This window comes from Candidatus Regiella endosymbiont of Tuberolachnus salignus, from assembly GCF_964020115.1.
Classification (GTDB): Bacteria; Pseudomonadota; Gammaproteobacteria; order Enterobacterales; family Enterobacteriaceae; genus Regiella; species Regiella insecticola.
In genome coordinates, this window is the sequence record NZ_OZ026542.1 from 2,714,866 (window position 1) to 2,739,689 (window position 24,824).

18 protein-coding genes, 1 tRNA gene and 3 pseudogenes are annotated in these 24,824 nt (G+C 41.1%); 15 read left to right on the plus strand and 7 right to left on the minus strand.

Going from position 1 to position 24,824, the window contains the following annotated elements; all coding sequences use genetic code 11:
• The first annotated feature begins 26 nt into the window (after positions 1-26).
• A complete protein-coding gene (gene sirB1, locus AACL30_RS13685; protein WP_339056987.1) occupies positions 27-836 on the plus strand; it encodes an invasion regulator SirB1 in 810 nt (269 codons plus the stop codon).
• 23 nt (positions 837-859) lie between these two features.
• Complete coding sequence (gene kdsA / locus AACL30_RS13690; protein ID WP_339056988.1) at positions 860-1,729, plus strand: 3-deoxy-8-phosphooctulonate synthase; 870 nt, start codon at positions 860-862, stop codon at positions 1,727-1,729.
• 54 nt (positions 1,730-1,783) lie between these two features.
• Here the strand turns inward: kdsA and AACL30_RS13695 are convergent.
• Positions 1,784-1,873, minus strand: a tRNA-Ser gene (locus AACL30_RS13695).
• A gap of 134 nt (positions 1,874-2,007) precedes the next feature.
• On the opposite strand from AACL30_RS13695, the gene AACL30_RS13700 reads away from it, so the two are divergent.
• Entirely contained in the window at positions 2,008-3,471 is a 1,464-nt protein-coding gene (locus tag AACL30_RS13700) for a hypothetical protein (RefSeq protein WP_339056989.1), read from the plus strand.
• A 79-nt stretch (positions 3,472-3,550) separates the two neighbouring features.
• On the opposite strand, the gene AACL30_RS13705 is transcribed toward AACL30_RS13700, so the two are convergent.
• Complete coding sequence (locus tag AACL30_RS13705; protein WP_339056990.1) at positions 3,551-4,762, minus strand: OmpA family protein; 1,212 nt, start codon at positions 4,760-4,762, stop codon at positions 3,551-3,553.
• A gap of 127 nt (positions 4,763-4,889) precedes the next feature.
• Here AACL30_RS13705 and rsxD point away from each other — a divergent pair, with 127 nt between their 5' ends.
• From rsxD to nth, 4 genes are all read left to right on the plus strand, one after another.
• Complete coding sequence (gene rsxD / locus AACL30_RS13710) at positions 4,890-5,933, plus strand: electron transport complex subunit RsxD (protein WP_339056991.1); 1,044 nt, start codon at positions 4,890-4,892, stop codon at positions 5,931-5,933.
• 99 nt (positions 5,934-6,032) lie between these two features.
• Positions 6,033-6,662, plus strand: a complete 630-nt coding sequence (rsxG, locus tag AACL30_RS13715; protein ID WP_339056992.1) for an electron transport complex subunit RsxG — start codon at positions 6,033-6,035, stop codon at positions 6,660-6,662.
• The gene (locus tag AACL30_RS13720) at positions 6,659-7,351 is read left to right on the plus strand and encodes an electron transport complex subunit E (protein WP_339056993.1); all 693 of its coding nucleotides are present in this window, start codon (positions 6,659-6,661) and stop codon (positions 7,349-7,351) included. The genes rsxG and AACL30_RS13720 overlap by 4 nt, the downstream gene beginning before the upstream one ends.
• Positions 7,348-7,980 carry an endonuclease III gene (gene nth, locus AACL30_RS13725; protein WP_339056994.1) on the plus strand — a complete coding sequence of 211 codons (633 nt, stop codon included), beginning with the start codon at positions 7,348-7,350 and terminating at the stop codon, positions 7,978-7,980. Before AACL30_RS13720 ends, nth begins: the two co-directional genes overlap by 4 nt.
• 39 nt (positions 7,981-8,019) lie before the next feature.
• Here the strand turns inward: nth and AACL30_RS13730 are convergent, their stop codons facing one another.
• Entirely contained in the window at positions 8,020-8,583 is a 564-nt protein-coding gene (locus AACL30_RS13730; RefSeq protein ID WP_339056995.1) for a sugar transferase, read from the minus strand.
• A gap of 247 nt (positions 8,584-8,830) precedes the next feature.
• On the opposite strand from AACL30_RS13730, the gene AACL30_RS13735 reads away from it, so the two are divergent.
• Both AACL30_RS13735 and relB read left to right on the plus strand, forming a co-directional pair.
• Positions 8,831-10,798: an exoribonuclease II gene (locus tag AACL30_RS13735; protein WP_339058486.1), complete on the plus strand. Its 1,968-nt coding sequence runs from the start codon at positions 8,831-8,833 to the stop codon at positions 10,796-10,798.
• A gap of 202 nt (positions 10,799-11,000) precedes the next feature.
• Positions 11,001-11,225 carry a type II toxin-antitoxin system RelB family antitoxin gene (gene relB, locus AACL30_RS13740; RefSeq protein ID WP_339056996.1) on the plus strand — a complete coding sequence of 75 codons (225 nt, stop codon included), beginning with the start codon at positions 11,001-11,003 and terminating at the stop codon, positions 11,223-11,225.
• Between the two features lie 195 nt (positions 11,226-11,420).
• Here the strand turns inward: relB and istB are convergent, their stop codons facing one another.
• Together istB and istA are read right to left on the minus strand one after the other, a co-directional pair.
• On the minus strand, positions 11,421-12,218 hold the full coding sequence (istB, locus tag AACL30_RS13745) for an IS21-like element helper ATPase IstB (RefSeq protein ID WP_339058365.1): 798 nt from the start codon (positions 12,216-12,218) through the stop codon (positions 11,421-11,423).
• The gene (istA, locus tag AACL30_RS13750; RefSeq protein ID WP_339056344.1) at positions 12,215-13,393 is read right to left on the minus strand and encodes an IS21 family transposase; all 1,179 of its coding nucleotides are present in this window, start codon (positions 13,391-13,393) and stop codon (positions 12,215-12,217) included. The genes istB and istA overlap by 4 nt, the downstream gene beginning before the upstream one ends.
• Between istA and AACL30_RS13755 the strand changes: the two genes are divergently transcribed.
• From AACL30_RS13755 to AACL30_RS13765, 3 genes and pseudogenes are all read left to right on the plus strand, one after another.
• A complete protein-coding gene (locus AACL30_RS13755) occupies positions 13,392-13,535 on the plus strand; it encodes a hypothetical protein (RefSeq protein ID WP_339056997.1) in 144 nt (47 codons plus the stop codon). The genes istA and AACL30_RS13755 overlap by 2 nt on opposite strands.
• Positions 13,514-13,744: pseudogene (locus AACL30_RS13760) on the plus strand (transposase); the annotation flags it as partial. The gene AACL30_RS13755 and the pseudogene AACL30_RS13760, both read left to right, overlap by 22 nt.
• A 243-nt stretch (positions 13,745-13,987) precedes the next feature.
• Positions 13,988-20,992 carry a hypothetical protein gene (locus AACL30_RS13765; protein WP_339056998.1) on the plus strand — a complete coding sequence of 2,335 codons (7,005 nt, stop codon included), beginning with the start codon at positions 13,988-13,990 and terminating at the stop codon, positions 20,990-20,992.
• 55 nt (positions 20,993-21,047) lie between these two features.
• Here AACL30_RS13765 and AACL30_RS13770 read toward each other — a convergent pair.
• Positions 21,048-21,701: pseudogene (locus AACL30_RS13770) on the minus strand (aminoglycoside phosphotransferase family protein).
• A 171-nt stretch (positions 21,702-21,872) separates the two neighbouring features.
• Positions 21,873-22,439 carry a GNAT family N-acetyltransferase gene (locus AACL30_RS13775; RefSeq protein ID WP_339057000.1) on the minus strand — a complete coding sequence of 189 codons (567 nt, stop codon included), beginning with the start codon at positions 22,437-22,439 and terminating at the stop codon, positions 21,873-21,875.
• A gap of 372 nt (positions 22,440-22,811) precedes the next feature.
• Between AACL30_RS13775 and AACL30_RS13780 the strand changes: the two genes are divergently transcribed.
• From AACL30_RS13780 to AACL30_RS13790, 3 genes and pseudogenes are all read left to right on the plus strand, one after another.
• Positions 22,812-23,291 carry a hypothetical protein gene (locus AACL30_RS13780; RefSeq protein ID WP_339057001.1) on the plus strand — a complete coding sequence of 160 codons (480 nt, stop codon included), beginning with the start codon at positions 22,812-22,814 and terminating at the stop codon, positions 23,289-23,291.
• 395 nt (positions 23,292-23,686) lie between these two features.
• Positions 23,687-24,634 (plus strand): DNA replication terminus site-binding protein, encoded by a 948-nt coding sequence (gene tus / locus AACL30_RS13785; protein ID WP_339057003.1) that lies wholly within the window; start codon positions 23,687-23,689, stop codon positions 24,632-24,634.
• Positions 24,618-24,791 (plus strand): annotated as a pseudogene (locus AACL30_RS13790) (ISKra4 family transposase); the annotation flags it as partial. The gene tus and the pseudogene AACL30_RS13790, both read left to right, overlap by 17 nt.
• Between the last annotated feature and the right edge of the window lie 33 nt (positions 24,792-24,824).

The window sequence follows — 24,824 nt, forward strand, 5'->3', positions numbered from 1 at the left end:
GAACCCTCACTGTGAATAGGATAGTTATGAATAGCATTGCTGATTTTGAATTCAATACTGCTTTATTGAGTGAAGGTGTATTGTTAGTTAGCCAATATATTCGTCAGAACTTTTCAACGACTGATATTTGTTGTCGACTGCAACAATTGGTTGACGAGGCACGCGCGGTCATTCCTGAAAAATTACATCAAGATCAACAATTGGAAATCCTGATCGATTTGTTTTATAACCAGTGGCAATTTGGTGAAGCAGAGGAAATTTATCGTTTATCTGACGCTATCTGGCTCGATAAAGTGTTAGAGCGCCGTGAGGGGACGCCTCTTTCATTAGGTATCATTTTTTTGCATATTGCTCATCAGCTTGATCTACCTTTAATGCCTGTTATTTTTCCTACTCAATTGATTCTTAGAGCAGATTGGTTAGATGAAGAAATGTGGCTGATTAATCCGTCAAATGGTGAAACACTAAGTGAATCTATATTAGAGCACTGGATCAAAAGCGATTTAGGTGAAGAGGCTGAATTAGAAGATAAAGATTTTGATGAAGCTGAGAATACGTTGGTTGTACGCAACATGCTTAATATATTGAAAGGGGCATTGATAAAAGAAGAACAGATGGAGTTGGCTTTGCGAGCCAGTGAAGCCGTTTTGGCTTTCAATCAAGATGATCCCTACGAGATACGCGACCGCGGTCTTATCTATGCGCAGCTTGATTGCAATCATATCGCGCTTTCTGATTTAAGTTATTTTATTGAAAAATGCCCAGAAGATCCCATTGCTAAAATGATAAAAATGCAAATCTATGCCATTAAACGGCATTGCGTGGTCTTACATTAGCGTCTCATTTTTAAAGGCACAACATGGAACTAAAAGCAGTCGATAAAAAAGAAATCAATATTGGCAATATTAAAATCGCAAACAATTTGCCCTTTGTATTATTTGGCGGGATGAATGTGTTGGAATCCGCTGATTTGGCGATGCAAATTTGCGAGCGCTACGTTGAGGTTACTGATAAGCTAAAGATCCCCTACGTATTTAAAGCCTCTTTTGATAAAGCCAACCGCTCTTCAATTCATTCTTATCGTGGCCCTGGGTTGGATAAGGGTTTAGAAATTTTTCAAAAATTGAAAGATACTTTCGGTGTTAAAGTAATCACTGATGTGCATGAAGCTAATCAAGCAAAGAAGGTGAGTGAAGTAGTTGATGTATTGCAATTACCGGCTTTTTTAGCGCGCCAAACAGATTTAATCACCGCCATGGCAAAAACAAAGGCGGTAATCAATATAAAAAAACCGCAATTCGTTAGCCCTGGGCAGATGGGTAACATCACCGAAAAATTTCGGGAACTGGGCAATGATAAGATTATTCTCTGTGAGCGGGGCAGTAATTTTGGTTATGACAATTTAGTGGTGGATATGTTAGGTATCAATGTGATGATCAACAGTACTGGTGGATATCCTGTTATTTTTGATGTCACTCATGCATTACAATGCCGTGATCCTTTTAGTGCGGCTTCTGGCGGTCGTCGTGCGCAGGTAACAGAATTAGCACGTGCGGGGATGGCAGTAGGGTTGGCCGGTCTATTTATTGAAGCACATCCTAATCCTAATAGTGCTAAATGTGATGGCTCCTCAGCATTGCCATTGGATCAATTAGAGCCATTTTTGAAACAGATGAAAGCTGTTGATGATTTGGTGAAAAGCTTTTCGGTATTGGATACCTGTCAATAAAAAACGCTGATATACCCTTCTCTAAGGGTATATCAGCGTCTTCTTTACTCATTATGGCGGTGAGAGAGGGGTTCGAACCCTCGATACGCTTTCACGTATACACGCTTTCCAGGCGTGCTCCTTCAACCACTCAGACACCTCACCGTTGTTGTCATTGCCACTGGCAATGGCGCGTTACTATAGGGAGTACGCTGCTTTGGGTCAAGAAAAATATTGATTAGATTGCATTTTATCTAATATAATATTATTTAATAATTATATTAATTGGTAAGTTTTAGATGACTGTTGGTAAAGTGGGGAATGGTGGTAATTATCAAGATAATCATTCTTTGTCGACTGTAGATGATGTGATGAGAAGGTTAACAACTTTAACAACTGAGCCCATTTCTTCAGAACAGTGGAAAGAGATTAAGAGGGTGGTTGAACTCTGTATCATGGGGAAGAGTAATACTGTTACTTTTTCATATAAAAAAGATGAGGAAACGGAGCAGCATCTCACTTTTTATAAAGATGAGAGCATAATATATGAATATTATTCTCGTTTGATTCTAGAGTACTTAGGTGATAAAAATGAAACACTAGCTGGTATAGTTGCGCACTTATTGGTTCAGTGTAAAAAAACCGCTCTTGATTCTGAAATAACAGATATGAATGAAAAGGATAAGCGATTTTTATTACATATCGTTTCTATTGGGCAGAAAGATATAAAAGATATAGAAGAAGTGATGTCTAATTACCGTACTCATTTTGATCCTGTATCTAAAACGATACTTCTACATCTGTTATTTCCTGACAGGGTGTTTCCTCTCACAGGGGATTATGTTGTCGATTTTAAAAAAAACCTTGATAAGGTGATGAGAAATTATGAATATAAGTCGGAGAAAACACTTACGTTAAGTATGAGGATCCTTTGGACTTTAGCGCCTGAACAAGATCACGAGGCTCATTGTACAGCCTTAGGCCAATGGATATTCGAAGACAAAACTTGTAGTACTGTATTATCTCTACTTAATCTTTCGTTGACGGATTTATTTGGAAAAGAAAAAAAGATTCATGCTAGTCTATTTTTTTCAGCTATTGGGCATAGTATTCACCGTAATGTGAGATCAAATTATCCACTGATAAGTGCTTTCATTGAATATACGAAAAAGCAATTTCCTGAGGAGGATATGGGCGCTATTTTTCTTCGTTTTGCTGAGCCTATCTTGAAGACGCATGTTAAGGATAGGCTGACATGTGCAGTTTTGTTTTCTCTTTTTAAAAGAGTACGGGATGGGATTGCAATAAATAAAGAAAAAGGTTTTTATCCAGAAGTACGAAGTCTGCTTAGTACTATTACTCTTCTTCAGTTTGATGAAGTCAAGGAAGAAAAAAGACGTGCATCTTCAAAGCTGTTTGTTGCGTTAATTAACAAATATGGAAATAATGATTTAAATGATAAAAAAAATTATTTAAATGATAAAAACTTATGGTTACAGTGTTTTAAATGGGCAGCAAAAAATCTCGATGTCTCTGCAGAAGGATTACGAATTTTGATGCCTTTTTATTCTATGCATATCGAGGATAATCCTCTTACAAAAGAAGTAGTACATAAATTCCTAGATTATTTTTTCGAGGACAATGATAGTCAGGCTAAATGGTTTGTCGGATTGTCAGAAAAATTTGTATCGCCATCCGAACAAGAAAAAATAAAAGAAATTTATCTTAAAAACAAACCTGTTGAGACTTGCACAATAATTTAACTATTGAATTTATACTAATCAAAGCCTCTTTCGATAATATCAAATGTAGGTTATTGAAAGAGAGCAAAAGTTCAGTTTTTTATTTTTCTATCACACTCAGCGCTACCCGTTGGTTTTGAATACCCTCTTCTAGAGTATCATCACTGGTGATGGGTTGGGTTTTATCGTAGTCTTCGACTGTTAATCGATTTGGTGAAATCCCTCTGTTGATCAGGGCGTTCATTACATCTTGTGCGCTCGTTTTTGACGCTATTTTATTATTTTCAGGATCCGCTGTGTTGTCAGAATATCCCCTTATTTTAAGCTTAATATTGGGGTAAGCGGCTAGGATAATGGCGATATTGTTGAGTTGAGTCTGGCCTGCTATGTTTAATTCGTTATTAGCGGTTAAATGATTTAAATCAAACCAAACTACTTTATCGGGTGTTTGTGTCGGATCCTTAATAAAAGATAGCAATTTCGCCTCAGTGCTTGTCTCTGGCAAGGTTAACACATTCCCTCCCGGTAAAGTTTGTCTGATCACCCCTTGTAAAAGCCCTTCTCCCAGTATTTGTTGTGTTTGATCCGTTGATGCTGTTTTTTGTGTATTCTGGCCACTGCTGCTATCTGATAATCGCGCTATGCGGTCATCTACGGGAAGCGTAGGGCGTGTTAGATACCAATAGACACTGACCAGCAAAATGCAAAGTGGTAATAACCACCACCAATTAGAATTCATGGATTTTTTATTAAAACCTTGCGAAAGAGGCGGCTCTATTGAAGTGCTTTCCTGCGTAAAATTGGTCTTTGTGGCCTCTTCAGGAAGATGAGAAAAATAGCTATCATCTTGCTGTGCAATAATGCTCGCCAGGGATAAATTGGTTTGCTGACTTTGCTTCTCAAAAGCTGCTAATACACTGCTGGCAGAAAGGCTCATTAAAGGCGCTGCGTTGACCGCTTTCAATCCTGTATTCTTCGCTAATGTAGTGTATACATTCTCTAAATTCGTAGAGAATAGTAGCGATAATAAATTTTTACCCGTTTGTATCATGCGACTATTTTTAGTACCTGAGCTCTCTTGAGAGCTCTCATTAGCCGTTAAATTTTGCATATTAGCCGCTAGATCAGTGATGTTATCTTCAAGATCAGGCGTATTTTCTAAATGATTTGACAAGGTTTTTATGACTAATGCGGTTGCTTGGCTGAATGCCTTATGGATACAATCACTATTTTCACCCCATTGTTCGGCGAGATGATTAAGATTAAACGTTTTCTGTAGCGTAAGTGCGGTTTGAAAAATGTCTTTTGGCATGAAAAACCTCTGACAATTGTTTATGTAATAACCTATTAACTGTAGTGCAGAATAAAAAATTGGCTATTTAATCCTATAAAAATACAGACTTTAGTGTATTTACCATGAATAAAAAAACGATATTGCGATGATCACTGCAAAAAAAATAATCACTAAAGGGTTGCAGATAGCCAGCTCACCTTTTCTCCATCAGAAAAAAAATACCAGTCATATCATGCTAATGGTTGTTTTTGCTTGTATGCCTGGTCTTTTGGCGTTGACTTATTTTTTTGGTTACGGAAGCCTGATTCAAGCATCATTAGCTATCATGACGGCACTGTTGGCAGAAGGGGCGGTGCTTTACTTAAGAAAACAAAGAGTGATCAACCAGCTAAAAGATAATTCAGCTTTACTGACCGGCGTATTACTGGGTATCAGTTTGCCCCCTTTGGCACCTTGGTGGATAGCGGTATTGGGAACCTTATTCGCGATTGTTATTGCTAAACAATTGTATGGTGGCTTAGGGCAGAATATTTTTAATCCGGCGATGGTAGGTTATGTGGTGCTACTGATTTCATTTCCAGTCCAGATGACGTGCTGGTTGTCATCTATAGAGTTGCAAACGGCTCCAATAAATTTCATTGATAGCTTGCGAATTATTTTTACTGATCATCCCTATCAAGATGGAACGACCCAGCCGACTCCCTTGGATATGCTGAAGACTGAATTATTACGTCATCAGCCTATCAGATTAACACTACAACAACCGCTTTTTGGCGGTGTACTGGCAGGGCTTGGTTGGCAGTGGGTCAATGTCGGATTTTTAATCGGCGGGGTGTTGTTATGGTGGCGCAAAATTATTCAGTGGCATATTCCCCTTAGTTTTCTGTTGGCACTGTTCTGTTGTGCGGCGTTGAGTCATTTAATTGTACCCGAAAGTTTTCCTTCGCCTTTGTTTCATTTATTTTCAGGCGCGACTATGTTTGGCGCATTTTTTATTGCTACGGATCCAGTGAGTGCTTCAACAACACCGCTCGGTCGTTTGATTTTTGGCGCGCTGATTGGCGTATTGCTCTGGCTCATTCGTGTCTATGGTGGCTATCCTGATGGTGTCGCTTTTGCGGTACTTTTAGCCAATATTGCTGTGCCGATAATTGATCACTATAGTCAGCCTCGTGTTTATGGCCAATAGGTTATACCCTTCACCTTTGAAGCCACCGTGTGGGTATATCCAAAAACCTAATAAAGATTGAATTGTCTCGAAATCAGTCGTACAAGGCGCAATTTTAAAATGTTAAATACGATCAAAAATCACGGTATTACTTTGGCTGTGTTTGCTGCGTTAACAACGGGGTTAACTGCGATGGTTAATGTTTTGACCGAAACCACTATTGCTGAGCAAAACTTACTGCAACAACAAATTTTGCTCGATGAGATCATTCCTGCCGAGCACTATAATAATAACTTGCAAAAAGAGTGTTACGTTGTCACTAATAACCAATTAGGCAGTGCAGCACCGCATCGACTTTATTTGGCACGTAATAATGGTAAACCTGTAGCGGCGGTTATTGAGACAACAGCGCCTGATGGTTATTCGGGATCAATTCATCTATTAGTAGGGGCTGATTTTTACGGTAACGTCTTGGGTAGTCGAGTGATTGAACATCATGAAACCCCCGGCCTGGGTGATAAAATTGATATCCGTATTTCTGATTGGATAACGCATTTTAGTGGTCAACGGGTGGAGGGTGAGCAAGACAATCGCTGGTCTGTAAAAAAAGACGGTGGTTTATTCGATCAATTTACCGGTGCAACTATTACGCCGCGAGCCGTAGTACGTGCGATAAAGAATACTGTGCTTTATCTGCAAAATATTCCTGATCAACTGGCTACTTTGCCATCTTGTGGAGATAACGAATGAGTGAAGTAAAAAATCTGTTGATGCAGGGATTGTGGACAAACAATTCGGCATTGACGCAGTTGTTGGGGTTATGTCCTTTACTCGCGGTATCCTCTACGGCGACTCATGCATTGGGCTTGGGGCTGGCGACAGCCTTAGTCTTACTTTGCACTAATACCGTGGTGTCAGCTTTACGGCGTTGGATCCCCAGTGAAATCCGTATCCCTATTTATGTGATGATTATTGCGTCAGTGGTCAGTACGGTACAAATGTTAATTAATGCTTATACCTTTAACCTATATCAATCATTAGGAATATTTATCCCATTGATCGTCACTAATTGTATCGTTATTGGGCGTGCTGAAAGTTATGCGGCAAAAAATAATGTTGTTTTTGCTGCATTGGACGGTTTAGCTATGGGTCTTGGTGCGACCGGTGCGTTGTTGGTTTTAGGGGCGTTACGTGAAATTTGTAGCAAAGGCACGTTGTTTGATGGTGCGGACATGCTGTTAGGGCATTGGGCAAAAATATTACGTATTGAAATTATTCATTTGGATAATCCATTGCTATTGATGATGCTGCCACCGGGTGCTTTTATTGGGCTTGGTTTTTTATTGGCGGGTAAATATTTAATTGATAAAAAAATAAGTAAAGTAAATCGAGGAAGGAGCACTGTAGTATCCGACAAAATTAGCGAGAGACTGTTATGAATAAACAAAAACGTGTGGCGATCCTCACTCGTTTTCAGGAGCGCAATCCTCATCCAACAACAGAGCTCATTTATAGCACGCCCTTTGAATTACTAATTGCGGTGCTACTTTCAGCACAAGCCACTGATGTGAGTGTTAATAAAGTAACGGCTAAGCTTTACGCCGTCGCTAATACGCCCGAAAGCTTACTCGCAATGGGCGTAGATGCCATAAAAGATCACATCAAAACAATAGGCCTTTTTAATAATAAGGCCGAAAATATTATTAAAACTTGTCGTCTATTGCTGAATAAACATCAGGGCAAGGTACCAGAGGATAGAGAGGCATTGGAGGCGTTAGCAGGGGTAGGGCGAAAAACAGCAAATGTAGTGCTAAATACTGCTTTTGGTTGGCCAACGATTGCCGTTGATACGCATATTTTCCGCGTATGTAATCGTACCGGTTTTGCTCCCGGCAAAAACGTTGATCAGGTGGAACAAAAATTATTAAAAGTTGTACCGACAGAGTTCAAACCAAATTGTCATCATTGGTTAATTTTACATGGGCGTTATAGCTGTATGGCCAGAAAGCCGCGTTGTGCCAGTTGCCTTATTGAAGATTTGTGTGAGTTTAAAGATAAAGTTTACTAGTGATTAGTATAGGTGTGACTGTATATTGAGCATCATCAGTTAATGAGAGATCCCATCACCTCGCAGCACTTTCACCAGTGTTATCCACAAAATTTGGATATCAAACCAAAAACTCTGACGTTGCATATATTCAAAATCTAATGCTGCTTTTTCGGTATCTGTGAGCTCATCACGTCCATTTATTTGTGCCCATCCTGTCAGCCCTGGCATCAATCTATAAATTTTTTTTTCGTTACGTAGATTAATTAAATTATGTTCATTAGACAAAACAGGGCGAGGGCCAACAAAACTCATGTCTCCTTTTATTATGCTCCAGAGCTGCGGCAATTCATCTAGGCTTGTTTGGCGTAGGAATGATCCAATTGGTGTTAAATGAGTCTGAGGATCAGATAATAGATAGGTTGCAACGTTAGGTGTCCCAGTCTGCATAGTACGGAATTTTGGCATACTAAAAACGACATTGTTGCGCCCGATACGGGGTGACCAATAAAGAGAAGAGCCTGGAGATGTAATACGGACAAGTACGGCGATAATAATAATGGGTAGAACAAGAAAAACAGAGGCAATAATTCCTAGTATAAAATCAAAAATTCTTTTCAACATGATCTCGTCTTGTTTTTTATCAGCATACTAACGTATTCTAGCGGTCGATTCTATTCTAAAGTGAAACGAGATTTTTCAGTAATTGTTTTGAAATCAGCCTGCACTAAGCCAGAACAAAACATGAGAGTCAAGTGGCTCAGGATAAAAAAATATCATCTCAAATCGATATGATACTTGCTCGATGCCATTGATTCGCGTACAACTATCGGCGGCAGATTCTCTAATTTAATAATATTTAATGGAAATTATGTTTCAAGATAACCCGCTGCTGGCGCAGCTTAAAAAACAGTTACATACTCAAATTCCTCGGATTGAAGGTGTAGTAAAGGCTACGGATAAAGGATTTGGTTTTCTTGAGGTTGACGGACAAAATGGACAAAAAAGTTATTTTATTCCTCCTCTACAGATGAAAAAAGTTATGCATGGTGACCGTGTACGGGTTACTTTGCATATGGATAAAAATCGGGAAATTGCTGAACCTGAAAGTTTAGTAGAGCCATTTTTATCGCGTTTTGTTGGTCGAATTCAAAAGAAAGAACGACATATATTTATTGCCCCTGATCATCCGTTGCTTAAAGATACTATTCTATGTAGCAAAAATCATAAATTAACTCGTGAATTGGAAAACGGTGATTGGGTAATTGCTGAAATGAGGCAACATCCATTAAAGGATAATCGTTCTTTTAGTGCTGAGATTACCGCGTTTATTACTGATGGTAATGATAATTTTGCTCCCTGGTGGGTAACGCTTGCGCGGCATGATTTAGAACGCGATCCTCCTGATATGCCGGAAATTGCACCGTTCATCACTGAATTGGAGAGGAAAGATCTAACCGATCTTGATTTCTTTACTATTGATAGTGCCAGCACCGAAGATATGGATGATGCGCTCTATGTGAAAGAAAAAGGTGATGGTACTCTATTGCTAATGGTTGCTATTGCTGATCCCACCACTTATATAGAAGAAAATAGTCCACTGGACGAAATTGCCCGCCAACGTGCATTTACCAATTATTTACCTGGTTTCAATATCCCTATGTTGCCTCGGGATTTGTCTGATAATCTGTGTTCCTTGCATCCTGATGAGCGGCGTCCAGCATTAATCTGCAGTATGACTATTACCGCTGACGGGGCATTGAGTGATGATGCTGAATTTTCACTGGCTTGGGTGAAATCAAAAGCCAAATTAGTTTATGACGAAGTTTCTGACTGGTTAGAAAATAAAGGTAGCTGGCAGCCACAAAATAGTTCGATTGCAGAACAAATTATTTTATTACAGAGTCTCTGTTATGCTCGAAATGATTGGCGGAGCAAAAATGCTTTAGTGTTTAAAGAACAGCCTGATTATCGATTTTTATTAAGTGAGGAAGGTCAAGTATTAGATATTATTGTAGAACAACGCCGTATTGCTAATCGTATTGTGGAAGAATGTATGATTGTCGCTAATATTTGTGCCGCGATTACCTTACGAAATAAGCTTGGTTTCGGTATCTACAATGTCCATTCAGGTTTTGATCCTGTGCTCGTTAAGCAAGCGTCTGATATGCTTAAAACTCATAATGTTGACGTTAATCCAACCGAATTATTGACTTTAGAAGGATTTTGTCAATTACGGCGTCAGCTAGACGGATTATCGAATCAGTTTCTTGATGGTCGTGTACGGCGTTTTCAAACTTTTGCAGAGATTAGTACTCAACCTGCTCCACATTTTGGGTTAGGTTTGGAGGCTTATGCAACCTGGACTTCACCTATTCGTAAATATGGTGATATGGTTAATCATCGTTTGCTGAAAGCCATTATTAGAGGAGAAAAGCAGTCGGTAGAAAAACCAGCAGATGAAATTACTGTTCAATTGGTAGAACGTCGGCGTTTGAATCGAATGGCTGAACGTGATGTAGGCAATTGGTTATATGCACGTTATCTCCAACCATTGGTAGGGGTTGATAAATGTTATCTAGCAGAAATTATTGATGTCAACCGAGGTGGTTTGCGTATTCGTCTGTTAGAAAATGGGGCAGTAGCCTTTATTCCAGCGTTATTTCTCCATGCGGTACGTGATGAGCTGGTTTGTAGTCAGGAAATGGGAAGTGTTCAGATCAAAGGGGAAACTGTTTACTGTCAGGGAGATGAAATCGAGATACAACTTGTTGATGTCCGCATAGAAAATCGCAATATAATTGTTCGTCCAAAGGAGAGCAAAGTTAAAAATAGTTGATGTTGACACAGCGCCCTTAATTTAGGGCTCAAATCTGGTCACCTGATAAAATCGACCGACCCTCATTACAATGATAGCCAAGTAGGGATACAAATTTTAACGTGCCAAGAAAGTTATTATTTAACATAATATACATTATGCGCACCCAGCAAATTAAGTGTTATCCTGTCGTTTGTCTGGGTAATAATGGTAGGAGAAAATTATGTTAGCTATCGAACTGCCGGTTGATATCGAAAAGCGATTAGCCCAGCTGGCACAGATGACGGGTAAAACCGAACGGTTTTATGTAGAAGAAGCGGTTTTGACGCATCTTGAAGATCTGGAAGATTATTACCAAGCCGCGGCAATATCAGCGCAAGTCAAACAAGGTAAAGAACCCGTTTACAGCGAGCAAGAGATAAGGAATAAGCTTGGTCTGGAAGATTAAGTATACTGAAAAAGCGCTCAGAGCCCTGCGCAAGATAGATAAGCAAAATGCCCGCCGCATTCTTGATTATCTCAATATGCGTGTTGCGTCACAGGAAAATCCGAGGCTATTAGGTAAACCGCTTAAGAGTGCGCTTATTTGTCAACGCTACTTTAGATTGACCACTTTTTGCTACTTTAAAATGTCCAGTTTTTGCTAATTTTCCTGTTGGGTTTCTATTCCAGGCGCCTGGATAATATCAGTCGTTTTTATAGGCAACATGCCTGCTTTGCGTTTATTTTTGAGTCGATAGCTTTCTCCTTTAATATTCAATGTGGTTGAATGATGTAAAAGCCTGTCTAAAATCGCAGTTGCTAAAATGTGATCACCGAATACGTCCCCCCAATCAGTAAAACTTTTATTTGATGTGAGAATGATGCTCGCCTTTTCATAACGACGGCTCAATAACCTGAAAAATAGGCTAGCTTCTTCGCGATTCATCGGTAAATACCCGATTTCATCCAGTATTAATACCCTGGCATAGCACAGTTGCTGAAGTTGGCGTTCCAGACGGTTTTCTTGCTTTGCCTTCATTAAGGTACAGCAGAGTCTATCCAGAGGCATAAACAATACCCGATGCCCAGCTGTAGCTGCCTTGACAGCCAGCGCTATCGCCAAATGCGTTTTCCCTACCCCAGGTGGGCCTAACAAAATGACGTTTTCATGATGTTCGACAAACCTCAGCCCCGCCAGCTCGCGGATAATTTTCCTGTCTATACTTGGTTGGAAAGTAAAGTCAAATTGCTCCAAGGTTTTTATCCACGGCAAACGTGCTTGTTTTAACCGCGATTCCAAGCCTTTTTGGTGACGCCCGTTCCATTCCTGGGCTAATGCCTGCTGGAGAAATTCACGGTAGTTCAGTGCTTTCTTGGTGGCTTCTTCACATAAACTCTCCAACGCATCGCCCAGGTAATCCATTTTTAACCGTATCAACAAGTTTTCCATTTCCATCAGAGTAGCTCCTCATACACACTGAGCGAACGAGACGCTACTCGATTGACCTGTTGCCAAAGGGCTTGATGATGTTCTGGCACCTTTTGCCAGCCCTGCGTTACCTCCTGCAAGAGATGCGTCGCGAGCAGTTGCTCATCGCCGTAAATACGTAGCGTATTATCTAAACCGATACGAATATTAACCGCACGACCACACCAGAATGAAGGCACGCTATAGCGATTACCTCTGACATCGATATAGCTGTCCCATGCCACTTGTCGTAGGTCGAAGTAGCTGGTATCGAAATCAGTCGCAGGGAGTGGCATCAAGGCTATTTTTTCCTCAGCAAAACGATTTTCCGGTGTCTGCTTGAATTGACGAAGATGACGCTGGTCTGCCACTTTCGCCAGCCACATCGCTAGCAGTTGATTAACATGAGCGAAACTCTCAAACTGACGGTAGCGAGTGAAAAAATTGTGTTTAACATAGCCCACCATCCGTTCGGTTTTGCCTTTCGTTTGCGGTCGATAAGGCTTACAGGCGCGAGGGCTAAACCCATAGTGATTAGCCAGTTGCAGGAAGCCCGCATTGAACTCGATGTGGCCATTTTGTCCATGTTTGATAACAGCGGCTTTTTGGTTATCTACCAAGACATTTTTTACGCTGCCACCGAAGTAATTGAAGCTGCGAACCAGCGATTCATACGTGTGCTCAGCATCTTGCTTAGGGGCAGCAAAGACATGAAAGCGACGCGAAAAACCGAGCGTATTAACGGCAAAATTAACCGTACAGGCAGAGCCTGCCACCTCAACGATGATTTCTCCCCAATCGTGTTGAAGTTGATAACCGGGGAGGGTTTCAAAGCGTACCGTGTTTTTCGAGGCCCTGAGCGGACGTTTGGGATGTATATAACGTCGGAGCATCGCACTCCCACCCCGGTAGCCTTTTTCACGGATTTCCTCAAAAATAACCGCCGCATTCCAAACCTGTTCACTCAACCTTGAATCGATGTAGTCTTTAAAGGGCTCGAGTTTAGCAACCTGTTTTTTACCGCGTTTTGCTGTTGGCGGCGCAGGATAGCTAATGTGCCGTCTCACCGTCTTTTCTGAACACCCTATCTGATGGGCAATATCAACAATAAATGCCCCCTGTTGATGGCGTTGTTTTATCATGTAGTGGTCCTCTCTTCTTAGCATGCTTATTTCCCTCATGGCTTTGTCACCACAAAGGAAACTGCATTCTGGCTTGAGTGGACAAATTAAATTAGCAATTTACGGTCTTTTATCATTAGCGCTGACATATCCGACAACATTGCGATTCGGCAACATTGGGGGATAGAAAATCAACTTCACTGGGTTCTGGATGTGGTGTTTAGAGAAGATGAACTCTCGATAAAGGCGCCGGAGGGCGCCGCCCATATGGCTCTTTTCAATCGTGTTACCTTGAGCCTGATTAAACAACATAAAGGCAAACAAGACAGCATTGCCAGTAAACGTAGAAAAGCCGCCTGGTCAGCCGATTTTCGCAGTCAACTTATTTTTGGATAAAATATCAGCAAAGTGGAATCCCGCCCTGCCCCAGACCCCATAGGTAAAAATGTGCACTCTTAAAATTGGCATAATATTTGCTTATTTATTTTGGCATTAATATTGCGTAATAATATATTTGTAATAAAATCACTTTACGCAGATTTTTTTGTGCATTTCAGCACCGTTTAGCTCAAAAACGCGATGAAACAGCCAAATGGCTCTCAGCATGAGAAACGTCTATTCAAAGAGTGAATACACATTATGAATACCCATCTAACAGCAGCCAGAAGACCAAAGCTATCTATCCCGACAAGCTGGGCAGTTGCACAACCCGCGGGAATACGGCAAGAAAACCCAAGAATTCACGAGATAAGATTCTCAACTCAACCCACGGACGTTTTCATTGAAGTGGAAGGACGCTTATATCAATCAACACACGTCATGCTGTTGGGCAAAACCGGTTTGCTGGTTTCGGTATCTAACCCAGATAATAACAGTGAATACTATTTATTTAAGTACGACAAAAAAAATGCACGATGGGCAATCAGCTCGCATACATTGTCACCTCAGTTATTAACAGAAAATTTTCTGGCTAAATGGAAAGAAGTGGGGGAATTAATTTCCTATGATGATTTAAAAGAGGGAGAAACGCCCTACTTAATCATATCCAACAATACAGGTGATGTGCTGCAAGAAATACCGGTCGAAATTCAAACCGCGCGGCGAGGAAGAGATACTTGGCCAATAGACTTTGCTAACGGGATCAATACCCAGACTAAGATCACGACCATAGGGGAAATCAATCCGCAAAGCGGTAGACTGGAAGCAATAGGTAGCGCTTATCGAAACAAACTTTACCTTCAAAAAGACAGTGACCTTAACATTAAGGTGGTCATCAAATCAGATGGCATCGACAACAGACTGCCAACAACGTTGATTGTAAAACGCCCTGAGGGCAATCTGGAAGAAAGCAGTGACCATTCCGTCACCTTTGCAGGCACTCCGGGAACATTCATTCGCTTCCATGCTCACTTCTATGCATCAACCCCTGTAGCAGGCGGGCAAAAAGTGAACGACCCGGCCTCTGGAGACTATTACCTGGTTTACCGCGACGCTAAATGGATCCTTATTAGCACGCCATTTGATGATCTCCGTCAGATAGTCAAAAAAACGCCAACAGAAATTACGGCCGTGCTCAATGAAAAAATCGGCCATACCCCCTCACCGCTACTCGACCCTACCTCGGCGAGGGTGCTTACTAGTACCCAACAGCGTTTTGAATTACTGGCTACACAAACCGGGGCGAGAGAAGAAGGGCTGTTTACGCGCGTTGCTCAGATAATTAATGCCACGCAACTCACCACTACTGTCAGAAACGGCGACCCGTTAGTGACCACTTACGCCCTTCTCAGAGATATCGATCAGCATATGACACAGGCATTTGCGTTATTTAAGCAAGAAAATCACCTGCCCACTCAGTTTTTATCACGCGCAAAATACCTTCGTCAACGGCTTAACTGGTATAACAAAAGCTCCCCCTTCATCTCGATAATTAATCAGGCCAAAGCGTTATTAACTGCCCGGCCAGAAATCAACTTGCCAGGGATTACTTTGCCAGATACCCAGGCTTACACAACCACTTACATTGATCAAAAAGGCGACTTTTCGATACTCAATGATAGGTTACGTCAACTGCAAACATCAGCAGAACAAACCATTTCGTCCAATCAAATTTTTATACCTATTGATGTTGACTCCCCCACAGCAAACTATGTTTATCACATTGCTGACGTGCTGACCTATTTGATCTTGTCGTTGAAAGCAGAGGGTGACAATCCTGATATAGAAGGTATGGGTCTAGCGTCTATCTCTAATAATAATATGAAAAATCTTTTAATGATCGAGCGCTATAAGTTCACAAAAATTAATTTTCAACAAGCATTTCATGCTGCTTTAATCGTCAAAGAAAATAATACCTACAGCGTGGTGCTGACAAGCACCTCTGCAAACCATCAACCCGTTACCGTCATGCTAGATGATAGAGATGTGCGCTATTTGAACGGCTATGCCACCAAACTGCAAAGTATCAGCCTCTCTTCTCCTTTTCAATCACTGGTTATCCGGGACGACGCTACCGTAACGCTGGCCTCTCTATTGCAATACTACGGTATTCATCTCGCTGACAAGGCAACACAAGCTGACATTACCTCGGCTATCAGTGATCTACGTCCCAAAGCGGCTCTCATCATCGGTGCTGCTGACAAAAATCCCGCAGGCCAGTCATCATCCATGGTTATCGATACTACCAATCTCACCGCCACAACATGCACCTTCAATGAGCATGAAACCAGTGACTATGACACCCTCACGCGTGAGATCAAAAAAATGTGTGACAGTGCTTATAACGATTATCAACAGCTACTTGTCGCTAATACGCACTTTGGGCTCTCTGTATCGCAAGGCGAGGCCGAACTATTACGTAGCATGCAGAACCAGGGCGGTATCGCACTCAAATTGAGTCTTGAGGATACAGATGGCGAAAACAATACCTATCATGAACAGCATATCGCTAATCCGAAAGGAGCCAAGACATTAAAAAATTATTTAGACAACACTGCGGAAGCACTGGGCAACTACATGATCAATAAAATAAGAGATAAGGACGGTGAAAATGAAGGTGCGATCAATATTAAAAGTATGACGTTAACCTTTTTCTTCCCACGTTTTGTTGAGACAAAACTCGATCTGGCGGAGCGATATATTCACGCTGTTAATATCCGCGCCAAAACACCGCCTTTTCTCTACCTTGATCCCGCCTCCTCTGAAGCCAACACCATCATACAGAAAGCATTCAGTGACATAACCTATGAACTCAAAGTCGCTAATGGTGATGTCTCTCAGTCGAAAAAGTTTCTGCAAGCGGTCAACAGGTTGTTAGAGAAAGAAGCTGTTTCGCTAAAAGAGATGAGTGAGACGCAACGTAAAACCAAAATAAGCGCGGTTTCAGATGAACTTTTGCAAGTCTACTATCGCATCTCGGCGAAAAATATTGAAAAGCACCAACGCCTGTTGATCGCGCAGCAACCCTACCAAACAGAATTCATCGGACGAGCCCTGTGTCGTCAGTTAGATATTGATGAGTTCCATTGGCCGATCATCACAGGAAAACCACTCAGGATTTCCTACGAAACCGGCTTAGAAAATGTGGGAAGTTTCATTAGAGGTGACAGGTTGACAAGTAAAACCCTGTTGGAGATCGTCTATGATCAAACCTTGCGCAAGGAAGTGGGGTTGGCAACCAACAAAAATGACGTATTGACTGCGTTGGCCAGCACATTGAAACAAGCGTGCCAATTGCCCGTAGATGAGCTTGCGTTAAAAGAGAAGATAGCTGAACTTTTCGATGCCACCTATCTGGTGATCGCCACCTCGGCGAATAATGGAAACTTATCCGATGAACTCAATCATCCACAGGAAACTTTTATTCGCAACAACGATAAATACATAGAGCAGGCAGCGAAAGACTATCGCAGACTTGAAGCAGAAAAAATCGCACTCTCGTCAAACGATATTTTATCTCTTATGAACCAGGTGATCCGCTTGCGAGAGGCAGGTCAACCGATTGATTTTGAACCCTTGCTCAATAACAATCAAAAAATTCTGCTCAACCCGCGAACAGAAAAATTTAAGGATTTTCTAAAGGTTCAACGTAATTCGGACGATTTTAGTGATTTAGTGCCTGCTTGGCAGCAAATTGCCCTACAGCTGAAAGACTTTGCGCTGCAAGTATGCCGTAATGCGCCATTAGAAATCTGTATGGCAGTTAATTTGGTCGACGATATTGTCGAAGGGGCTGATGCTGAAACACTGGGCATGGATGGCCTGTGTTACGCCGCCTCGGTTTTGAGTGGCTTCAAAAACCTTTCTTTACAAAGATTAGGGGCACTCGCACAACAAGGGGGCAACGCCTGGTCGTTAGTGCAAAGTATTGAGGCATACAAACAAGCGATTAAAGACAAGAATTATCAGGCCGCCAACCAGTGTTTGGTGGGCATTTTCATGAGTGCTCATGGATTACTCGCCAGTGGCGTGGCCATTGTTGAATCCCTTCACGAGCATGTCACAGAGAGGATGAGTAGAGCGTTAACTGATGAAAAAATGGAAGAAAATAAGCCGATTAATGCCAATGAAGATCACGTTGCCGAGCGTGACGACCGGCTTGTGGAAAAACCCGCAACCACTGCCCATGAAATGAATGGGCATGATCAGTATTGGACATTTAATGATCAGGGTCAACTTTTTGAAAAAACGATTGGGCGGGCGGTAGTGTCCTCTCTTTGGAACGGAGATGTCATCGTCAAAGGAGGGGCACGCGCCATTGCGTTAGGCGATGGAACGGAAACAGTTTATATGCTCGGTAACACTGCTCACCAAGCGGCACGCACACCAGAAGGCAATCTTGAGCTATGGCCGATCCATGATATGAACCTTCGAGAAGGTCGCTGGAGCAAGGTATCTGCTGCAAACCCTGAAGAAGTGAGCTTTGTACACTCATCAGAGGCCAGTGCGGCTTTCCCCGATAATTTCTCTGGGCTGTCCACTCGTAGCGAGACATCATCCCTCAATACGGTGACTTGGTATGACAATCATATGTCGACATTTGATACTATCACGGCAGAAAAAAGAGACGCGGGGGGGATTTCAAGCGGGACAGAGTCAATTCATATCGGTGTCATTGAACACAAATACGTGATTGAACACCATGGATCTATCGAAATCCTTGATCACCATGGCACCACTAACGGTAAAACAACCTTGATTCGCAACGATGGCAGCAGCTTCACTATCGACCGCGAACTGTTAAAAAAACCCACCTATAAGCCGGAAATTCAAGCCAAAATCGTCGGTGCCAAAGGCATGTTTATCACCGTCGAGATTAGCGAAGCCGTTAATGGCTTGGTCAATAAGAAAACCGTGGGTGGAGTTTTAGCCACGACTAAAACAGGGGGGCAGGAACTGGTCGTACAACTGGACGAGGGGGTTCATTACAGAGGCACGGTTGCTGAAGCAGATCGCCTTGCATTAACCCCCGGTGAAACCTCGGTTGATCAAGAACCGATCCATCTCGACATGCAGAAGATCAGCTCGGAAGCGGATCCTAAGCGTGCGTCACCTGAATTGTGGCGTACTCACCCTGCCTATAAAGAAAGCATCGCGCATGACGATTTTGCCCTTGAGCTATTCTACGGTGCCAAGGCGGCGAACGAAGCCTATACAAAAAATCTAAAATGGCTGCAAGAAAATACACGTGTCATCAAGATGATAAAGGATGAATTGCCTCCGGAGATGCGAGATGTCTTTAATCCCTATTACCTTTTGTCCACTTCTGAAGAAAATGCCATTCTTTTTGCTGCCCGTAATCGTGTCAAACTGGCCAGTACATTGCTCGGGAAGACCACCACGCGGTGGGGGGAATTATCACACCCGCCCGATATTACCTTTGTCGAGTCATTGTTAAAGAAAATTCGGCACCAGAGCCCACTCCTCTCTGAGAATGAGATGATTCCTTCTGATCCTGAGCAGCGGGCGGACTTTCACCACAAAATCAAAGAAAAACTCGATAATAATAATTTACTCTTGGCTGAGGTTGTGCAGCGAGATGGAAAATCTGTCTACTTTGCCAGCCCTATTACAGAAAAATCGGGTTTAACCGTGGACAGCGGAAATGATGAAATCAAGGTGGGTTCATCAGGACGTATCGTGGATCACATTGAAGCAACCTACCCCGATCCTGCCCAAGTTGAAAAGATAAAAATATTTTCATTGGATCCGACTTCAGAAGCTAACGTGCAACGTATTTTTGTCTCTTCTCAAAGAGGATACCAATACGAGTCCATTACCAGCCTGGAAACCTCGCGATCAAGTCCTGAATCAATCAGTGTTGATCCACTGGTTCATATCCCTGATGGTGAGTATGCTCAGCGAGTCAGACAGATACAAATTGACTGCGTTACCATCGATTTAAATCAAGCAACCTATGTGAGTAGCGGGGCAAAAACCGGTGCCTATCAAATCAACAATTCATATTATGTCGAACTCGATAATGGAAAGATATATCGCGCTCAATGGGAGTCGTCCTACTCCATATTTAGATTGATGCAACCTGAAGGCGAAGGATTTGGCCCTGCAAAAGCCACTCCTTTACTCTGGTACATTGGAGGTCGAAAGTTTACCTTGATCAACCGCCCATGCCGCGGTGGCGGCAAGCGGGAATTATTAACAAACATCACGCTGGATAAGGCGAATAAGGTCAATTGTGATGGTAAGGAGATTTACATTAGGACAGAGCCTATGGATTCGGCTCGATTTGGCGAAAATACCTATGCGGTTTATAACGCATCCGAAAATAACAGTCCTTTGGAATTCCAAGGTACCTATGTTGTAAGAACCAATGAAGGCAACTATGAGGTCGCCCCTTTATCTAATGTGCAAAATAGATTAACCCATGATTATTGGAAAGCCGTCTTGGAAAAAAAGAGCCCGACAACATACCAAAAAACGCAGCAGCCTGATTTTTGGAAGACCTATGCGGTGGGCGTGGAAAATAGCGCACCCAGAACCTTGGTAGATATTACCCTTAAAACAGGTTCTGAATTGCTGAGCACACTAGAGACGGAGGAATCAATGACGCCGGAGCAAATGAAGCTTTATAGAGGCATGGATCATGCCGAGGCCGAGGCAATACAGAATTGGAACCAAGAAGAGAAAGCTAAAACTGAAGCCCTGATCAAAAACAAAGGGGTTGAAAACGGCAACACATTGACGGCGAAAGAGTTAAGTGTTCGCCTAAAAGATGCAGATAAAACAGCGATCTTACCCATACGGGGTCATCTTGGCGATCTTGCTCAAGCGCAAGCCTATGGGACGGGGGCTGGAAAGGTCATCATGGAGATCACGTTAAAACCGGGGGCGCATAATGTGCTGTTTGACCCTAAATATATGGCTATAACGAGGAGTGGTGTGACTACTGCGATTATCGCAGAGCATGCAAAATTCAATCATCAGGGCATTTTTCCAAAAGGATCAGGATCAGAAGGTAATCTGCCGGGATACATCGGCCTAAAATCAGAGGCAAAAGGTCCTTTCAGTTTCACTATGGGTGAATCCTATCCCACTCATCTGTTATTTCAGTTATTCATCTCGGATGTTCGCATCATGCCGGCGAAGTCTTCACACAGCAGGTTTGAAAAGAGGTCTATTGGGTAATAATGGTCTATCATTATGCGTACTCAGGAAAATTAACTTTTGTTTGTCAGATAATTTATTTTAAACGCAACGCTTCAAGCGCAATTTTGGCAACTGCCAATGTAGTGTCTGGATCCTCCCCATCCTCTATATGCCAAGCAGCAGACAATGCTGCCCAGGATACAATCCAAGCAAGAAGGCGATGCTGATCAAGATGAGCCATTTTTGTAACAACCATCACTTGTTTCATCAGTCGTCCAGGTGATGTTGCAATATCAGCATCAGGATTGCAGAAAATATTGGCGAAATCAAACCCACGTTCTCCTAAAAAACTTTTTGGATCGATAGCAAGCCAGCCCTGTGATCCTGAATCCAAGATATTTCCATGATGCAGATCGCCATGAAGGACAACCACTTCTTCAGGTTTTGTGAGCAAGCTTCTGGCAAGAGACGCCGCATCATCAAAAATTCCACCATGCTTTTTGGCAGCACGCATCAGCGCTTCGAAGCAAGTTGATAACGGCATCAGATCGGATGAGCATTGTTTCCGTGGAGTATGGAGGCACGCAGCAACATGACAGATAATTTTACTTGCTTGATCATCTATAGACCGCTACGAGTCATTTTGATATTTGATAAGAGATTTATTTCCGAGCGTTCGCTTAAGAAGAAGCGCATTATCTGTATAATCTAATACTTTAACTGCCCCGTAGCCATCCCACCAAGCCATCAGTTGTGCTCCCCTCGCTAATCGAGATTTTTAACATCGCTGCTTGACCTTGATAGCTCACTGGTTGTAAGTAGCTTGATTTTGTCCAAAAGGGAGAACCATCAGCAACCAATTTCCAATGGTAAAAATAACGCGCTAATTCTTCCTGGCTATATGTTCGTTTCTGGCAAGTCATATCTGTTTATTTTCAATGATTTTAAGTACAAGAGGATCTGGTTGACGACAAAAACCATTTCGTTGATAGAAAGGGAAACTTTTATTACTTGGCCAAACAATAAGTAATTCTAATTTTTGGATCTCTAGGTCATTTTTAACTTTATCTAGCAAAGCACTGCCAATCCCCTTATTTCTGAATTTCGGTAAAGTGTAAACGTTAGTTAAGTATCCATATTGATGATAAGGATCATTTGGTGATGGGATCTTCGTAACTTTAATTACTGATAATACAGAAATGATTTTGTAATCATATTCAGCAACAAAATGAATGCAGTTATCGTTGTTTTCAATATTCGGTAATGTCGTACAAAATTCCTCAATAAATTTTCTTTTTTTAATAGTGTCATCTGGTAAGTCATTCGTGCAAAGCCTCCAACGTAGTTCGGCTAATGCATTGATGTCGGATGCCTTTGCTTGACGAATTACAATTGTGTCAATTATTTTGTACGAATCTAATTCGTCGTCGATTCCAAACAATAAAGCGCTGCTTTTTTTTTCAATAGAATTTTCTTTACTCTTCACAAAATAATACCTGCGGATATTTTTATAGGATACCTTTTAAACGATAAAATGCCTTACTGCGGTAAGCATTTTATCACAGTGTGTAGATACCATTAAATTGAATTAATTAGTTAGAAATGATTTTCGTCGGAATATTTTTTAATGATTGTATCCACCAAGATTAGTTTCTTAACTTAGCTATACTTAGAAGAGGAAAAAATGTCATTAGTGATTTAGTGGCCGCTGTACCCTTTAAGTTTTTTTGATATGCTTTGCTAACCTTCAATAATAATGATGTATTTTCCCTGAATATTATCGCGCATCTTTTACCTGTATTTTTATTGAATAGCATAAATAATTACCGTTTATTCAATGATAAAAAAGAACCGTAATATGCCAATATCAAATAAAATATCATCGTTATCCTCTCAATCAAGCCAAAAAAATTTTTCTCGGGAGCAAGAGGATTCATCAGTAGCTTTGTCAGTACGGAGCATAGGTAATAGGCTATCGCCCGATTTCGCTACTTCTTCTGATAGCCAGCATGATGCTGATATCCGTGAATTTGAAAAATATCTTCATCCTATTGTAATTCCAGATAAACTTACTTATTTGGATTATGCAGATATTGATAACTTTCTTTCAGAGCAGGGTTTTTCGCCACTAGTAGATATGGCGGAGCAGATAGTTGCTGTTAAAAATTCAGGGGAACATAGGTTGACCACCCTATCCTCTTTTGTTCAGCATTCTTTTTCAGGTTCTTTATCCAGTGACATACAGTCTACACAGGAACCATTAATACTGAAGTATAACGGAATGACCTTGCTATTAGAAGGGAATGATATAAAAAATACGAAAGCTTTATTAGATTGATGGTACAAGAGCTTCTTCGTAACCATGTGTCTCGTGCTGTTATATCTTATGCTACTGGATTTTCTGATAGAGTAGTATCGAAAATGGAGTACCCTATTATTGAGCTTATGCTTATAAATAAGCGCCGAAGGAGTTGATTCAGTAGAATATGAATAAAATCAGAAAATACTTAGGATATTACTCAATAAATTTATCATAGTTTAAAATTTACACTGTAATGAATGTCATGTTATCTTCTTTTTTGTGGAGATTTTTTGTGTAGAATTGGGTTATACTTTTGATTTTAATTTGTTATCGTTGGTAAGTTTTTTAGATTTTTTTCTGTAGTTTATGTTGTTCTTTTCTTCTTTTTTTGAGGGGAAAAAAGCATGTTGTAACTAATAAAAGAAATTAATATGAATAAATATAATTTAATCGATAGAATGAATTCTCAATTTTCCAAACTTGAATTTGCTCTCAGCAAACTCGAGCATCAATTAATACAATTTAAACTGTTATCTGCCCACATCTTTATTTTGCCTGATATAGAAAAAGGAACTGAAAATAATCCCATAGAAAAAATAGCTGTAAAATCAATCAAAGGAAAAGAAGCCTGTTCTTTAGGTTTACAACATTTTCGTCGTTTATTTATTCATAATAATAATCCGAATGTCAGTAGTAAAGCCGCAGTACGATTACCTGGTGCCCTGTGTTTTTCTGTGGATGATGATGAATATCTCTCCTGTACTACACTAATCTCAACAATAAACACCTTAAAAACTCAACTAGAACACATCATTACTGTTGAATCTGGCTTACCTAGTGAACAACGTTTTGAATTTGTTCATACTCACCTTCGGGGTCTGATAACACTTAATACGTACCGTACAATAACTCTGTTAGTCAATCCAAGCTCTATTCATTTTGGCTGGGCCAATAAACACATTATAAAAAATATAAAACGCAAAGATTTACTTGCGCAACTTAATAAAAGTCTGAATGCAGGTCGCGCAGTGCCACCTTTTAGTCGTGAAGAATGGGTAACATGGATCAGTCAAGAAATTGATAAAGTCAGCCAGTTACCGGAAGATTCACGGTTGCTAATTAAACGCCCCGTGAAAGTTCAACCTATTGCCCGAGTATGGTATCAAGAAAAACAAAAACAAGTACAACACCCCTGCCCTATGCCATTAATTGCATTGTATAAAAATTATGATGGCACTAAGTTACCTAAAATAGGTGAATTACATAATTATGATGTTAATCAGATTAAACATAGGTACAAACCTAATGCACGGGCGCTACGTTTACTTCTTCCCCGATTACATCTTTATACTGATAAAGAGAGTTCGCAACAGAAATAATAAAAAGAACCATTTTGAAGTCATTGTCGGAAAATCGTACTCCGATGAAGTCCCGGCTAAACGTTTTGGGTTTGTTCAAAAAATCGATGAGCATCCGAGGAAAAAACTGATGGCACAGCTGACTTCTCAGGGAATGCAGGCGAATCAGCAAATTTATGGAAGCCCTGAAAAACCGATAATGAATGCTATA